The organism is Bradyrhizobium pachyrhizi, from assembly GCF_001189245.1.
Taxonomy (GTDB): Bacteria; Pseudomonadota; Alphaproteobacteria; order Rhizobiales; family Xanthobacteraceae; genus Bradyrhizobium; species Bradyrhizobium pachyrhizi.
The window spans coordinates 1-14,495 of sequence record NZ_LFIQ01000028.1 but is presented as its reverse complement, the minus strand read 5'-3'; the positions used below and the strand labels follow the sequence as shown (position 1 = coordinate 14,495).

Genomic DNA, 14,495 nt, shown 5'->3' with positions numbered 1-14,495 from the left:
TCGCCCGCTTGCGCGGCGAGGTAACGCACTTCCGCGGCGGTTATGCCTTCGCCTTCTCCGCCATGAATGCGCGCCAGCCGCCATAGGATGAAATATCCTTGGCGTCATGGATCGCGGCCGGCTCGACGATGAAGCCCTTGGCCTGCCGTCCGTCGGCGAGCCTGATCGTACCGATCGACAGCGGCGGCGGGATCGCGGCGACGAACTTTCCGAATGCTGCCGGTGACATCGCCCACAGCTCGAGCTTGATCGATGCGCCGGCACCGGCCTCGATGCGCAGCATGCCGGGTTTGGGCGGCGTGGTGTCGAGTGCGTAGAGCTTGTAGTCCGGTGCGGTGACCGCTTCTTCAAGCAGGCGCGCATCGAGCGTCGTCAGCTCGTGGTTCAGCGCCATGCCGGAAAGATGCGCGCCGACCACCGCGATCGTGATCTCGCTGGATGCAGCCTGCGCTGGCACGGCGGCGAGCGGCGGTTGTGGCAGCGACTTGGCGCCGAGGGTAAGTCCGGTGTTGGCATGGAACACGCGGCCGATGCTCGCAAGCTCCGCGTCGCGGCCGGCGGGCGCGAGCAGCGTGATGCCGAACGGCGCGCCGTCGGGCCGCATCGCGGCCGGCAGCGCCAGGCCACACATGTCGAGCAGGTTGACGAAATTGGTGTAGGTGCCGAGCCGCGAGTTGAGCTCGATCGGATCGGCGAGCACGTCAGCGGTGGAATAGACGGTCGGGGCGGTCGGCAGTACGATAGCATCGAGTTGCGCAAGGCTGCGCTCGGCGACGCGGCGCAGCGCCTCGAGGCGGTACAGCGCAGAAAAAGTGTCCGCGGCCGTGGGGCGCGATCCGCCGACGGTGATCTCGCGCGTCACCGGATGGATCGCCTCGGGCGACGACGCGAGCAGGTCGCGGATCACGAGATAGCGTTCCGCCACCCACGGGCCCTCATAAAGCAGCCGCGCGGTCTCGTAGAACGGCGCGAGATCGAACTCGACGAGATCGGCGCCGAGCGCCTGCCAGCGCTTGCACGCCTCGCCATAGGCCTTCTCGGCCTCATGATCGCCGAAGAATTTCAACTGGCCGGTTTGGGGAACGCCGAGCTTTGGCTTCGCCGGAAAGCTCGCCAGCGGGGCCATCGGCCGGTCGCGTGAGTACGGATCGGAGTGATCCGGCCCGGACATGACGGCGAGCGCCGCCAGCGCGTCGTCGACGGTGAGCGAGAAGATCGAGACGCAGTCGAGCGTGCGGCAGGCCGGCACGACGCCGGTGGTCGAGATCAGCCCAAGGCTCGGCTTGAGCCCGACGATGTTGTTGAGCATCGCCGGCACACGGCCGCTGCCCGCGGTGTCGGTGCCGAGCGCTAGGGGCACCAGGCCCGCGGAGACCGCGACCGCGGAGCCCGAGCTCGATCCGCCCGGCACCAGATCGCCGCGTACCGGGTTCTTGGGAATGCCGTAGGGCGAGCGCACGCCGACCAGGCCGGTGGCGAACTGGTCGAGATTGGTCTTGCCGATGATGATGGCGCCGGCCGCGCGCAGTTTCGCGACCGCGGTGGAATCCTGCGCGGGCAGATAGGAGAACGCCGGGCAGGCGGCGGTGGTCGGCAGTCCCGCGACGTCGATATTGTCCTTCACCGCGACCGGCACGCCGTAAAGCGGCAATGTCGGATTGGCGAGCCGCTCGGCCTCGGCAAGCGCATCCTTCTCGTCGCGCAGGCTGATGAAGATGGCGGGGTCATTGTGCTCGCGGATGCGCTGGTAGCTGCGCGCCACGGTTTGGGCCGGCGTCATGGTCCCGGCGCGGTGCGCGGCGACGATCGCGGCGACAGTTTCAGTCACGTGCTTGGCCTCATCTCGTGAGCGGGAGGCGTCGGACGCCATCCGCAAGGGAATCGCAGCCTGACCGAAGCAAGCAATATGCCATTGTGTACAATTCGCTCGCGTCCGCCGCGAGACGGATTATTGCACAATATCAGTCGCTTGAAACGCTCGTCGGGAACGGACGCAGGCCGGTATGAGAGAGTATCTGCCCAATTTAAAGGCAAATCCGGTCAAGCCGAAATCTCGTCGCGAGGTCAGGTGAAGCAGGCGAGGATCTGCAGCAGTTGCTCGCGGTTTTCCTTGCCGATCTTCTCGGCGACATGCCGCTCATGCTCGGCGGCGAGCCGCTTGAACTGTGCCAGCGCGGTCTTGCCGCGCGCCGTCAAATGCAGCGCGTGGGAGCGGCGGTCGGTCGCGGAGGGGACGCGGCTGACGAAGTCGCGTTCTTCCAGACTGTCGAGCAGATGCACCAGCCGCGCGCGCTCGATCCCGAGCCGCTTTGCCACCGCCATCTGGCTGAGGCCCGGATTGGCCCCGATCACGGTCATCACCGAATACTGGGTTGGGCGGATATCGACCGTCGCCAGCGTCTTGATGAAGTCCTGAAAGATCCAGAGCTGGAAGCGCCGCACCGCATAGCCGGCGTGACCGACCAGCGCGTCGAGGCCGATGTCGTCGCCGGCCTCGCCGCGGGGCGCCCCGCCATTTGTTCTGTGCGACCGGGGGCGGCGGACTGCCGCTGCCGTTCCTGCCGCCTTGCGCGATGTCTTTTCCTGGCCTGCCATGACCGCAAGGCTAGCGCGGCATCGTCGCGATGGAAAGATTGTTGTTGACGACAACAATTGATGTCCGCAACATTATGGCCAAAGAGCCCGGCCGGGACCGCGGCGCCGCACCGTGTTGCAGCGCGATCCCGATAAGACACGGGTGACAAGACTTGGGCGAGGAGGAAACCATGACGATGGCCGCCGCCAGCGGAGACAATCCGAGCAGCCTGTTCGCGACGCCCGCGATCGTTGCGATCAGTCGCGACGACGGCAGCATCCTGGTTCACTCCACCGCGCCGCTGAAGCAAGGCGCCCGCTGCGTCGGCGACTGGCTGGAGCATTGGGCGCGGCAGGCGCCGGATCGCATCTTTCTCGGCGAGCGCGCCAATGCCGAGGCGCCCTGGAGCACCGTCAGCTATCGCGACGCGCTCGGCATCGTGCGGCGGGCCGCATCGTGGGTGCTGGCGCAAGGGCTGAGCACGGAACGGCCGCTCGTCATCCTCTCCGACAACGGCATCGATCACGCGTTGTTTGCGCTTGCCGCGCAGCATGTCGGCGTGCCCTCGGCCGCGATCTCGCCGGCCTATTCCTTGATGTCGAAAGACTTCGACAAGCTGAAGAGCATGATCGAGCTGCTCGATCCCGGCGCAATCTACGTCACGGGCACGAGGCCGTTCGCGGCGGCGCTTGGCGCAATCAAGCCGCTGCATCGCGCAACCATCGTCAGCGGTAATCCCGACGATGCCGACGCATTGCCGTTCCGTACCGTCGCTGCCGCGCCGGAAGCGCCCGGGGTCGCGAAGGCGTTCGCGGCGGTGACGGCGGACACGATCGCCAAATTCCTGTTCACCTCGGGCTCGACAGGCACGCCGAAGGCCGTGATCAACACCCAGCGCATGCTGACCTCGAGCCAGCAGGCCAAGGCGCAGACCTGGACGTTCCTCGAGCAAGCGCGCGATGATCTGGTCATCCTGGACTGGCTGCCCTGGAGCCACACCTTCGGCGCCAACCACAATTTCAATCTGGTGCTGCGCAACGGCGGCACGCTCTATATCGACGGCGGCAAGCCGGCGCCCGGCCTGTTCGCGGCCTCGCTGGCCAACCTGCGCAGCGTGGTGCCGACGGTCTATTTCAACGTGCCGCGCGGCTTCGACATGCTGATCGCGGCGCTGCGCACCGACGACGAATTGCGGAAAAAATTCTTCGAGGGCACCAAATTCGCCTTCTATGCCGGCGCGGCGCTGCCGCAGAATCTGTGGGATGCGCTGGAGGAACTGTCGCTGCAGACGGTCGGCCGCCGGTTGCCCATGGTGTCGGCCTGGGGTTCGACCGAGACCTCGCCGCTCGCGACCGATTGCCACTTCCTGGCAAAACGCTCCGGCAATATCGGCGTGCCGATTCCCGGCACCGAGCTCAAGCTGGTGCCGTCGGGCGACAAGCTCGAGGTGCGGGTGCGCGGGCCCAACGTCACGCCGGGCTACTGGAAGGCGTCCGAGCTGACCGCAGAGGCTTTCGATGCCGAGGGCTTTTACAAGATCGGCGACGCCGTCACCTTCGCAGATCCCGCTCGGCCCGATCTCGGCCTGTTCTTCGACGGCCGCGTGGCGGAGGATTTCAAGCTCAATTCCGGCACCTGGGTCAGCGTCGGCACTTTGCGCGTCGCCGGCATCGCGGCGCTGGCGCCGCTCGCGCAGGACATCGTCGTCACCGGCCATGGCCGCGATGAGGTGCGCTTCCTGGTGTTTCCGAACCTCGCCGCCTGCCGCGCGCTGGCAGGCCTGCCCGAGAGCGCCGATGCGCGGGAGGTGATCGGCCATCCGGCGGTCCGTTCCGCGATCGGGCGGGGGCTGGCGACGCTGAAGGCGCAGGGCGGCCATTCCTCCGGCCATGCCACCCGTGCGCTGCTGCTGGCCGAGCCCGCCTCGGTCGACGGCGGGGAGATCACCGATAAGGGCTACATCAACCAGCGCGCCGTGCTGACGCGCCGCGCCGCAGCGGTGGCGGTATTGGAGGATGACGCGTCGGATGAGACGATCCGCTGCGCGGGCTTGTGAGCCGATTTGTGCCTGTGACCCGCCAGCGGCGCACCGCATAGACTGCGGTCGTCCCTGCGGAAGCAGGGACCCATACTCCGCGGCCGATACTGTGAACAAAGTTCGTCGTTCCGCCGACATGCGATCATCAGCATTTGTGGGGTCCCGGCTCGGAGGTCGAGACGACACCGCGTCGTGGCACGAATCATCCAAGTTTCAGCTGTCCAACCGCCAGGTCCCCGCTGCTTCCTCTCGCCGCGCCGCACACGCGCCTTTTTAGTTGCCAGAGCAACTAAGCTGTGCGAGTTTCCACCCCAATCAGGGACAGGGCCGGTCAACGGCCAGGCGTTTGGGAGGACAATGTTGCGCAGCACGGCGCGAACGGCACGCATGGAAGATCGGACGAATACCGTGGGGGCGCAGCGCGCCGCCCGTGGTCCCGCCGCGCCGTCAGGTCGTGCTTTGCCCGGTCACGGCGCCGAGATTCTCGTGCAGCCGGCGCAGCAGCTCGATCAGCACCTCGCGCTCGTCCTTCTTCAGGCACGACAGCAGCCGCCGCTCGCGCTCCAGCGCCGCGACGATGACCTTGTCGTGGATGGCGCGGCCGCGCGCGGTCAGCGTGATCGAATGGGTGCGGCCGTCGTCCGGCGCGGTGCGGATGGTCAGCAGGCCGCGCTTCTGCAATGCCGCGAGGTTGCGGCTGACCGGCCCCTTGTCGAAGCCGATCACCTGGCAGATCCGGGAAGCGGGAATGCCCGGCTCGATCGCCAGTTGCGAGATAATCCGCCACTCGGTGACGTTGACGCCGAAATTCTTCTGGTAAAACGCGGTGGCGCTGTTCGACAGCTTGTTGCCGATGAAGGTGATGAACGCCGGCACATAGCGATCAAGGTCCAGCAGCGGGCCGTCACTGGCGTCTGCGGGATCGGCCGGTCTCGGCCGGCGGGGCTTTCGGGGGAGGGGCTGGCTGCTCATCTCTCAAATCATCGCTGCGAAACTGTCCGGGAGCAATAGATATGCGGCCCGTGTTGACAAGATCAAACCTCGGGAGGTCCCGATGACTGCAACAGAAGCTGCGTCCGTCCCGCATCTCGACGTCGATCCGTTCGCGCTCGACTTCTTCGCCGATCCATTCCCGACCCATGAGCGGCTGCGCGAGGCCGCACCCGTGGTCTATCTCGACAAGTGGAATGTCTATGGCGTGGCGCGCTACGCCGAGGTCCATGCGGTGCTGAACGACCCCGCGACCTTCTGCTCCAGCCGCGGCGTCGGCCTCAGCGACTTTTCCAAGGAGAAGCCGTGGCGGCCGGCGAGCCTGATCCTGGAGGCCGACCCGCCCGCCCATACCCGGACCCGCGCCGTGCTGAGCACGGTGTTGTCGGCGACCGTGATGAAGCAGCTTCGCGGGCAATTTGCCGCCGCCGCGGAGGCCCGTCTCGACGCGCTGCTGGAGAAGCGCCGCTTCGACGCGATCGCGGACCTTGCGGAAGCCTATCCGTTGTCGATCTTCCCGGATGCGCTCGGCCTGAGGCCGGAGGGCCGCGAGCATCTGCTGCCCTACGCCAGTCTGGTGTTCAATGCGTTCGGCCCGCCGAACGAGCTCCGCAAGGAGGCGATCGAGCGCTCGGCGCCGCATCAGGCCTATGTTGCCGAGCAATGCCAGCGCGACAATCTCACCCCGGGCGGCATCGGCGCCTGCATTCACGCCCATGTCGATACCGGCGCCATTACCGCGACCGAAGCGCCGCTGCTGGTGCGCTCGTTGCTGTCGGCCGGTCTCGACACGACCGTCAACGGCATCGGCGCCGCCGTCTACTGCCTCGCCCGCTTTCCCGACCAGTTCCAGAGGTTGCGCGCCGATCCGACGCTGGCGCGCAACGCCTTCGAGGAAGCCGTGCGGTTCGAAAGTCCGGTCCAGACTTTCTTCCGCACCACGACGCGCGACGTCGAGCTCAGTGGAGCCAGCATTCCTGAAGGCGAGAAGGTGCTGATGTTCCTGGCCGCGGCCAATCGTGATCCGCGCCGCTGGGAAGCGCCCGACAGCTACGACATCACGCGTCGTACGTCGGGCCACGTCGGCTACGGGTCGGGCATCCATATGTGTGTCGGCCAGCTCGTCGCCCGCCTCGAAGGCGAGGTGATGATGGCGGCGCTGGCGCGTCGTGTCGCCAGGATCGATATCACCGGCGAGCCGAAGCGCCTTTTCAACAACACGCTGCGCGGGCTCAGCAGCCTGCCGGTCGAGATCACGCCGGCCTGACGAAACGCTCAAGACCAGCAAAAGGTCGATTGAGAAAACATGGGAGGGGAGACGATGAGGGGCTTCGGGGTCGGGCGATTTAGGATTGGACTTGCGCTGGCATTGGCCTGCGCCGCGGGCAGCGCACGCGCGGAGATTTCCGGCGACGTGGTCCGCGTCGGCGTGCTCAACGACATTTCCGGCATCTTCCAGGACACCAACGGCATGGGTTCGGTGGAAGCCGCGCGCATGGCCGCGGAGGATTTCAATGGTGGCGGCAAGGGCATCAAGGTCGAGATCGTCTATGCCGATCACCAGAACAAGGCCGACGTGGGCTCTGCGATCGCGCGCAAATGGCTCGATGTCGAAGGCGTCGATGCCATCGTCGACGTGCCGAATTCGGCGGTCGGGCTCGCCATCAACACCATCCTGCGCGATAGCCGGATGACGTTCCTGGCGTCGTCGACCGCGAGCTCCGATCTCACCGGCAAGGCCTGCTCGCCGAACACCATTCAATGGGTTAACGACGCCTGGGCCACCGGCAACACCACCGCGGCTGCGATGATGCAGCGCGGCGGCAAGGATTGGTATTTCGTGACCGTCGACTATGCGCTCGGCAAAGGCATTGAAGCCGAAGCGACCAACTACATCGAGAAGCACGGCGGCAAGGTTTTGGGCTCGAGCAAGCATCCGCTCGGCACGTCGGACTTCGCGTCGTTCCTGCTGCAGGCGCAGAGCTCGAAAGCAAAAGTGATCGGGCTCGCCAATGCCGGCGGCGACACCATCAATGCGGTGAAGCAGGCGGCCGAGTTCGGCATTCAGCAGGGCGGCCAGACCATGGTGGCGTTCCTGCTGTTCGTGAACGACATCCACGGCATGGGCCTGAAGGTGGCGCAGGGCCTGCAGCTGCTGGAAGCCTTCTACTGGGACATGAATGACGACACCCGCGCGTTCGCAAAGCGCTTCGCTGCGCGTCCCGGCATGAACGGCAAGATGCCGAGCGGCAACCAAGCCGGCGTTTACGCCTCGACGCTCGCCTATCTCAACGCGGTTGCCGCGACCGGCAGCGACGACGCCAAGGCGGTGGTGCCGCAGATGAAGACCTTCAAGGGCAAGGACAAGCTGTTCGGCGACACCACGATCCGCCAGGACGGCCGCGTCATCCACCCGATGTATCTGTTCGAGGTGAAGAAGCCGGAGGAGTCGAAGTACCCCTACGACTATTACAAGCTGATCGCGACTATCCCGGCCGATCAGGCATTCCGCCCGCTGGCCGATGGCGGCTGCTCACTGGTGAAGTGACGAGGGTGGCTGCCGCGCGCGGTCACATCCTCCCCTGGAGGGGGAGGATCGGTTCGCATGAAATGCGAACCGAGGTGGGGTGAAGGTCCATCCAGTCGAACAGTGCCCGTGTTGAGAGATCACCCCACCCCGGATCGCACGTCGCTGCGCTCGTTGCGATCCGACCCTCCCCCTCCAGGGGAGGGTGAAGGAGGTGAGTTTTCTCCGCGGGCTATACTGCGTTGAGACCGAACTTCGCTACGCCGCCTTCGGGCTCGCCACCTTCACTCGCGCCAGCATCTCGGCCGCCGTCATGACATGCGCGGTGGAGAATGCGAGGATCGTCAGCGTGGCGCGGTGCACCTCCTCGGCGGACAAGGCGCCCTGGCCGACATCGGGATAGTCGAACGTGCCGGTCGCGTCCGACAGGAAGACGACCTTGTAATTGTGGAACATGGCGTCGCGCGCGGTGGCGTGGCAGCAGTTCTCGGTCGTGGTCCCCGAGATGATCACCGTGGTGATGCCCCATTCGCGCAGGATGAGATCGAGATCGGTGGCGAAGAACGCGCTGTAGCGGTGCTTCTTGATGACGTGCTCGCCGAGGGCGGGCGCGAGGTCGTTGAAGATCTCGACGCCCTCGGTGCCGTCGACCAGCGACGACCGGTCGGCGATCGGCGAATAGAGATCGTCATAGAGGCCCATGTCGCTGCCGTCGCGGCGATGCACATGCGCGGTGTAGATGACGCGGATGCCCTTGTCGCGGCAGGCCTTCAGGGTCTGCGCCAGCCGCGGCACCGTGGCGGCGGCCTGGGCCGAACGCAGCTTGGCGCCCTCGGCCACGAAATCGTTCTGCATGTCGACGACGATCATCACGGTTCGCGCCGGATCGATGATTTCGCATTGGTAGCCCATGTGGTGTCTCCTCCTGGGTGAGAGACGATTTCTACGCCGGTTCCCGCGATCGTTCTTGGCTGCGCCGGCCAGTCGCTGGTCTCTGCTTGCCAGAAGGGAGGGCCGGACGCAGAATATCCCGCTGCCGGGTTGGGCGGGAGCAAGGTCCGATGCAGACCCCAGATCACACAGTCGTCGCGCAAACGCTCGTTGCGCCGGGTGACAGCTTCGACCGCTGGCATCACGTCACCTGCCGCGAATTTTCGCTGACCGAATGCCGTCGCGTCGCCGACGAGGCGTTTGCCGCGTCGATCTCGATACGCAATCTCGGCCCGCTGGCCATCAACGACATCTGGTCGTCGACGCCGGCCGCCGACCGCATCCGGGTGACGCGCAGCGCGAGCGACGTCCGCAGGGATCCGCGCGACTATTTCATGCTGTGGCTCACGCTGCGCGGCGAGGTCGGCTTTGCGCAAGGCGGCCGCGACGTGCGCATGCGCCGGGGCGATCTGATGCTGCATGACCAGGCGCAGCCGTTCACGCTCGAATTCGCCCCAAGCGCGCGCGCGATCATGGTGTCGATCCCGCGGCCGCTGCTGCTCGCGCGCCTGCCGGATGCGCAGCGCCTGACGGCGCGGCGGGTCGGCAACGCGTCGAAAGTGGGAGCGCTGGCGGGATCGCTGATCCGCCGGCTGACGCGGCTCGATGACGCGGCCGGACCTGCGGCGATACGGCTTGCTGCGGCGGCGCTCGATATTTTCGCAACCACGCTGCAGACCGAGCTGACGGACGAAGGGCCCCGGCGCGGCGACGAACGGCTGGCGCGGGTCAAGGCCTACATGCTGGCCAATCTCGACGATCCCGGGCTCGATCTCGATGCGATCACCACGGCGCAGAACATGGCGCCGCGCACGCTCAATCGCCTGTTCGCGCGCGAAGGCACGACGCCGATCCGCTGGCTCTGGCAGCAGCGCCTCGCCGGCGCCTATCAGGCGCTGGCCGAGCGGCGCTTCAACCATGTCACCGATGTCGCGCTGAGCTTCGGCTTCAGCGACGTCTCGCATTTCAGCCGCGCCTTCAAGGCCGCGTTCGGCCGCTCGCCGCATCAGGTGATGGGGTGACAATGCGTACAGCGCTGAGAGGCAAAGACGGATAACAGGATAGCGCAGTGCCGAGCCCCTACTGCGCGACCTTGCTGCTGCCTTGCGTGATCAGCCGTGCGGCGCGCTGGTCGCGGGTGTGGATCCAGAGCCAGTTCATCGCCACCGCAATCCGATGCCGCACGCCGATCAGGAAGTAGATGTGGGCGAGGCCCCAGATCCACCATGCCAATGAGCCGCGCAGCTTGAGCCAGCCGAAATCGATCACCGCCTTCTTCTTGCCGATCTGGGCGAGGCTGCCGGCATGCTTGTAGCGGAACGGCGGCAGCGTCTTGCCGTCGAGCCGGGCCTTGATCAGCGCGGCGACATAGCGCCCCTCCTGCTTGGCGGCCGGGGCGATGCCGGGCACCGGATTGCCGTCGGGGTCCTTGATCGTGACGGTATCGCCGACGGCGAAGACATCGGGATGGCCCGGCACGGTCAGATCCGGCTCGACCTGCAGCCGATGGGCGCGATCGGCCGGCGCGTTCAGCCACTCGGCGGCGCGCGAGGCGCGCACGCCGGCGGCCCAGACGATGGTGCGCGCCTCCAGCCTCTTGCCGCCGAACACCACGCCGTCGGCCGAGCATTCGGTGACCGGCTCGCCCAGCATCACCTCAACGCCGAGTTTTTCCAGCGACGCCTGCGCATAGGCCGAGAGATCGTCGGGGAAGCCGGCCAGCACGCGCGAGCCGGCCTCGATCAGCACCACGCGTGCCTTGCGCGTGTCGATGTGACGGAAGTCTTGCGGCAGCGTGTCCTTGGCGAGGTCGGCGATGGTGCCGGCCATCTCGACACCGGTCGGCCCGGCGCCGATGATGACGAAGGTCAGCAGCGCCGCGCGCTTGTCCGGATCGGTCTCGCGCTCGGCGCGCTCGAAGGCGACCAGGATGCGCCGCCGCAGCGTGGTCGCGTCCTCCAGCGTCTTCAGGCCCGGCGCGAACGGCTCCCATTCGTCATGGCCGAAATAGGCGTGGCGGGCGCCGGTGGCGAGGACCAGCGTGTCGTAGGGAATGCTGCCGCCGTCGTCGAGCTGGACGCATTTCGCCGCGGCGTCGACGCCGCACACATTGGCGAACAGCGTCGTCACCTCGGGCCGGTCGCGCAAGAGATAGCGGATCGGCCAGGCGATCTCGCTGGTGGCAAGCGAAGCGGTCGCGACCTGATAGAGCAGCGGCTGGAACAGATGGTGGTTGCGGCGGTCGATCAGCGTGATCTCGACCGGCGCCTTTGCGAGACCGAAGGCGGTTTCCAGGCCGCCGAAGCCGGCGCCGACGATCACCACGCGATGAGGTTTGGCCGGCGCTTGCGTCATCTGATGTCGCTCTCGGTTTCGAACGGCTTCGTCGTTTGATTATGTATTCATTCGCAGCTCCATTCCAACACGAAATGCCCGATCGCCCGATAGCAAAACCCAATCGCCGCAAGCCTCACGCATCCTGTGGCGCGGCCGCGGCGACGGCCCGCCGCCGCATCGGCAGGAACAGTCCCGCGACCGCGCCGGCGAACGACAGCGTTGCGGCAAGGCTCATCGCCGACGCAAAGCCGTTGGTGAAATGTCCGGATGTATCGGCTGCGCCATTGGCGGAGAAACTCGCCACCAGCGCCGCGATGCCGAACATGCCGCCGAGGAAGCGGCCCATGTTGAAGATACCAGAGGCCTTGCCCATCTCGCTGACGGCGACCGCGCCCAGCACCGCGTTCTGCGCGGCCGGCATCGCCATCGACACGCCGACGCCGGCGAGCACCAGCGGCGCGACGAGAGCCGAATAGGGCACTGCGGGGCTCACGATCTCGCTGATCCAGCCGAGCCCGATCGCCTGCATCAGCAAGCCGGTGACGACCAGCGTGCGCTCGCCGAACCGGTTGACTGCGGCGCCGGCGATCGGCGCGGTGACGAACAGCGTCGCCGTCCACGGCAGCAGACGCAGCCCGGCGCCGAAGGCGTCGAAGCCGAGCGCGATCTGCAGGAACTGCGGCAGCAGGAACAGCACGCCATACATCGCGGCGTAGAACAGCACGCTTGCGGCCATGCCCGATGCAAAAGGCCTGACCGCGAACAGCCGCATCGGCACCATCGGGCTTGTCGCACGCAGCTCCCACAACACGAACATCGCTGCCAGCGCGACGCCGGCGATCAGCGCGCCCGAGACTTCCGCGCTGGCCCAGCCGACGCCATTGCCGCGCAGCAGGCCCCAGACCAGTGTGAGCGCCGCGAGCGCGACCAGCGTGAGGCCGGCGATGTCGAGCGGCGCCGGCGGCCCAAAACTTTCGCGCAGGCGGGCGATCACGAGGGCAATCGCGACCAGGCCGATCGGCAAATTGATCCAGAAGATCCAGCGCCAGCCGAGATGCTCGGTGATGAAGCCGCCGATCGCGGGACCGATGATCAGCGCGCATCCGGTGATGCCGCTGAAAATGCCGAGCGCCCGGGCGCGCTCCTCGCGGCCGAAGGCGCCGCTCAGGATCGCCATCGCCAGCGGCATCACCAGTGCCGCGCCTGCGCCTTGCAGGGCGCGGGCGGCGATCAGGGCCGCGGCGTTGCCTGCCAGCGCGCAGGCGGCGGACGCCACGACGAACAGGCCGATCCCGGCCGCGAACATCCTGCGCCGCCCGAACCGGTCGCCGAGCGCCGCGCCGGTCAGGAGCAGCACCGCGAAGGTCAGGTTGAAGGCGTTGACGGTCCATTGCAACGTCTCCACGGCGCTTCCGAAATCGGCGCGGATGGTGGCGAAGGCCGTGGTCATGATCATGGCGTCGAGCGCCATCATGAAGGATGCCAGCGCGGTGAGGCCGAGCACCCAGCGCTGTTCGGCGCGCTCTCGAGGGGTCTGCATGGTCGTTCTCCATTGCCGCGCCGTGAGGTTGCGGCGCGCTTCGCAGGCCAGGACGAACCGGGACGGGCAAAGGATGCGGCCTAAATTTATTTTTGCCGGACCGCATCCTTTGGCGGTTTGCAAACGTCCTTGGGTCTGACGCGGCCGGTTCAGGCCGCAGGACCAGGCCAAGGAGGCTGCGATGAGACGGACCCTGATCAGGTACAAGGCGAAGCCGGAGATGGCGGAGAAGAATGCCGCGCTGGTGTCGGCGGTGTTCGCCGAGCTGAAGGCGGCCAGGCCGGACGGCGTGCGCTATCTGACCCTGCGGCTGGAGGACGATACCTTCATCCACATGGTCGAGACCGCCGCCGAGGACGGCTCGAGCCCGATCCCGAAACTGGCCGCGTTCCAGGCCTTCCAGGACGGCATCCGCGATCGTTGCGCCGAGCCGCCGCTGGTTCGAAGTGCGGTGATTGTCGGGAATTATCGTATGCTGGATGAGCCGTGAACCGGCGGGCAGTGCACCGATCTGGCGGAGCCATCATGACGTCACCACACCAGGCGCCGGCCGCGACCGACGTCGACGCGCTTTTGGCGGCGATGCGGCCAAGGCTGCATCGCTACTGCGCCCGCATGGTCGGATCGGTCATCGACGGCGAGGATGTGCTGCAGGATGCGCTGATCAAGGCGGTGGAAGCCTTCGGGTCCGCCGCGCCGATCCAGAATCCGCAAGCCTGGCTGTTCCGGATCGCGCACAACACCGCGCTCGATTTCCTCAGGCGGCGCAACCGCCAGGAAGCGCTCCATGCGCCGGAGGAGGTGGACATGATGGCCGGAGAGCTCGATGATTTGGGCCGCCGCGAGATCGCCGCGACCAGCCTGCGCACCTTCATGCGCCTGCCGGTGGCGCAGCGTTCCAGCGTGATCCTGATGGATGTGCTCGGCTGCTCCCTGCAGGAGATCTGCGGCATCATGGATTTCAGCCTGCCCGCGGTGAAAGCCGCGCTGCACCGTGGACGCACGCAACTGCGCGAGTTTGCCGCCGAGCCGGACGACGCGCCGCGGCCCGGCCTATCGCCGGCCGATCGCATCAGGCTCAACGCCTATGTCAGCCATTTCAACGCCCGCGACTTCGACGCCATCCGCGCCATGATCGCCGATGACATCAGGCTCGAGCTCGTCAACCGCACGCGGCTGAACGGCAAGGCCGAGGTGTCACGCTACTTCGGCAATTATTCGAAGATCGACGACTGGCACCTGGTGACCGGACAGGTCGAGGGACGCCCCGCGATCCTGGTGTTCGATCCGACCGCTCTGGACGCGCCGCCGCGATCGTTCATGCTGCTCGACTGGTCGGCCGACAAGGTCGCGACGATCAGGGATTTCCGCCACGCGTCCTATGCGATCGACGGCGCCGAATGGGTGGTGGATCAAGGGTAGGTGGCCGCCCCTCCGCACGTGGCGCAGTGATCGTTCCAGAATCTCAGTGTCGTCCCGGCGAAAGCCGGCAACTGTT

12 protein-coding genes are annotated in these 14,495 nt (G+C 66.7%); 6 read left to right on the top strand and 6 right to left on the bottom strand.

The genetic code is table 11. The annotated features are described in order from the left end of the window. Positions 1-40 precede the first annotated feature (40 nt). Both atzF and AKL29_RS03820 read right to left on the bottom strand, forming a co-directional pair. Positions 41-1,870: an allophanate hydrolase gene (gene atzF, locus AKL29_RS03825; RefSeq protein WP_050383186.1), complete on the bottom strand. Its 1,830-nt coding sequence runs from the start codon at positions 1,868-1,870 to the stop codon at positions 41-43. Between the two features lie 194 nt (positions 1,871-2,064). Then, complete coding sequence (locus tag AKL29_RS03820; protein WP_050383184.1) at positions 2,065-2,595, bottom strand: MarR family winged helix-turn-helix transcriptional regulator; 531 nt, start codon at positions 2,593-2,595, stop codon at positions 2,065-2,067. A gap of 176 nt (positions 2,596-2,771) precedes the next feature. Between AKL29_RS03820 and AKL29_RS03815 the strand changes: the two genes are divergently transcribed. Continuing rightward, a complete protein-coding gene (locus tag AKL29_RS03815; protein WP_050383200.1) occupies positions 2,772-4,631 on the top strand; it encodes a feruloyl-CoA synthase in 1,860 nt (619 codons plus the stop codon). A gap of 429 nt (positions 4,632-5,060) precedes the next feature. On the opposite strand, the gene AKL29_RS03810 is transcribed toward AKL29_RS03815, so the two are convergent. Continuing rightward, positions 5,061-5,585: a MarR family winged helix-turn-helix transcriptional regulator gene (locus AKL29_RS03810; RefSeq protein ID WP_050383183.1), complete on the bottom strand. Its 525-nt coding sequence runs from the start codon at positions 5,583-5,585 to the stop codon at positions 5,061-5,063. 82 nt (positions 5,586-5,667) lie between these two features. Here AKL29_RS03810 and AKL29_RS03805 point away from each other — a divergent pair, with 82 nt between their 5' ends. After that, positions 5,668-6,870, top strand: coding sequence for a cytochrome P450 (locus AKL29_RS03805; protein ID WP_050383182.1), 1,203 nt, complete (start codon positions 5,668-5,670; stop codon positions 6,868-6,870). 54 nt (positions 6,871-6,924) lie between these two features. Then, complete coding sequence (locus AKL29_RS03800) at positions 6,925-8,151, top strand: ABC transporter substrate-binding protein (RefSeq protein WP_050383181.1); 1,227 nt, start codon at positions 6,925-6,927, stop codon at positions 8,149-8,151. A 237-nt stretch (positions 8,152-8,388) separates the two neighbouring features. Here AKL29_RS03800 and AKL29_RS03795 read toward each other — a convergent pair whose 3' ends face one another. Beyond that, on the bottom strand, positions 8,389-9,042 hold the full coding sequence (locus AKL29_RS03795) for an isochorismatase family protein (protein ID WP_028333784.1): 654 nt from the start codon (positions 9,040-9,042) through the stop codon (positions 8,389-8,391). Between the two features lie 149 nt (positions 9,043-9,191). Between AKL29_RS03795 and AKL29_RS03790 the strand changes: the two genes are divergently transcribed. Next, positions 9,192-10,142 (top strand): AraC-like ligand-binding domain-containing protein, encoded by a 951-nt coding sequence (locus tag AKL29_RS03790; RefSeq protein WP_028333783.1) that lies wholly within the window; start codon positions 9,192-9,194, stop codon positions 10,140-10,142. A gap of 58 nt (positions 10,143-10,200) precedes the next feature. Here the strand turns inward: AKL29_RS03790 and AKL29_RS03785 are convergent, their stop codons facing one another. Then, positions 10,201-11,475, bottom strand: a complete 1,275-nt coding sequence (locus AKL29_RS03785) for an NAD(P)/FAD-dependent oxidoreductase (RefSeq protein ID WP_028333782.1) — start codon at positions 11,473-11,475, stop codon at positions 10,201-10,203. Between the two features lie 115 nt (positions 11,476-11,590). After that, a complete protein-coding gene (locus tag AKL29_RS03780; RefSeq protein ID WP_050383179.1) occupies positions 11,591-12,997 on the bottom strand; it encodes a DHA2 family efflux MFS transporter permease subunit in 1,407 nt (468 codons plus the stop codon). Between the two features lie 181 nt (positions 12,998-13,178). On the opposite strand from AKL29_RS03780, the gene AKL29_RS03775 reads away from it, so the two are divergent. Further along, positions 13,179-13,487 carry a hypothetical protein gene (locus tag AKL29_RS03775; RefSeq protein ID WP_028333780.1) on the top strand — a complete coding sequence of 103 codons (309 nt, stop codon included), beginning with the start codon at positions 13,179-13,181 and terminating at the stop codon, positions 13,485-13,487. Between the two features lie 35 nt (positions 13,488-13,522). Further along, complete coding sequence (locus tag AKL29_RS03770; protein WP_050383178.1) at positions 13,523-14,419, top strand: sigma-70 family RNA polymerase sigma factor; 897 nt, start codon at positions 13,523-13,525, stop codon at positions 14,417-14,419. Positions 14,420-14,495 lie beyond the last annotated feature (76 nt).

Coding starts and splice junctions, on each gene's coding strand:
- atzF (WP_050383186.1), bottom strand. CDS start 1,870: ATGGCGTCCGACGCCTCCCGCTCACGAGATGAGGCCAAGCACGTGACT.
- AKL29_RS03820 (WP_050383184.1), bottom strand. CDS start 2,595: ATGGCAGGCCAGGAAAAGACATCGCGCAAGGCGGCAGGAACGGCAGCG.
- AKL29_RS03815 (WP_050383200.1), top strand. CDS start 2,772: ATGGCCGCCGCCAGCGGAGACAATCCGAGCAGCCTGTTCGCGACGCCC.
- AKL29_RS03810 (WP_050383183.1), bottom strand. CDS start 5,585: ATGAGCAGCCAGCCCCTCCCCCGAAAGCCCCGCCGGCCGAGACCGGCC.
- AKL29_RS03805 (WP_050383182.1), top strand. CDS start 5,668: ATGACTGCAACAGAAGCTGCGTCCGTCCCGCATCTCGACGTCGATCCG.
- AKL29_RS03800 (WP_050383181.1), top strand. CDS start 6,925: ATGAGGGGCTTCGGGGTCGGGCGATTTAGGATTGGACTTGCGCTGGCA.
- AKL29_RS03795 (WP_028333784.1), bottom strand. CDS start 9,042: ATGGGCTACCAATGCGAAATCATCGATCCGGCGCGAACCGTGATGATC.
- AKL29_RS03790 (WP_028333783.1), top strand. CDS start 9,192: ATGCAGACCCCAGATCACACAGTCGTCGCGCAAACGCTCGTTGCGCCG.
- AKL29_RS03785 (WP_028333782.1), bottom strand. CDS start 11,475: ATGACGCAAGCGCCGGCCAAACCTCATCGCGTGGTGATCGTCGGCGCC.
- AKL29_RS03780 (WP_050383179.1), bottom strand. CDS start 12,997: ATGCAGACCCCTCGAGAGCGCGCCGAACAGCGCTGGGTGCTCGGCCTC.
- AKL29_RS03775 (WP_028333780.1), top strand. CDS start 13,179: ATGAGACGGACCCTGATCAGGTACAAGGCGAAGCCGGAGATGGCGGAG.
- AKL29_RS03770 (WP_050383178.1), top strand. CDS start 13,523: ATGACGTCACCACACCAGGCGCCGGCCGCGACCGACGTCGACGCGCTT.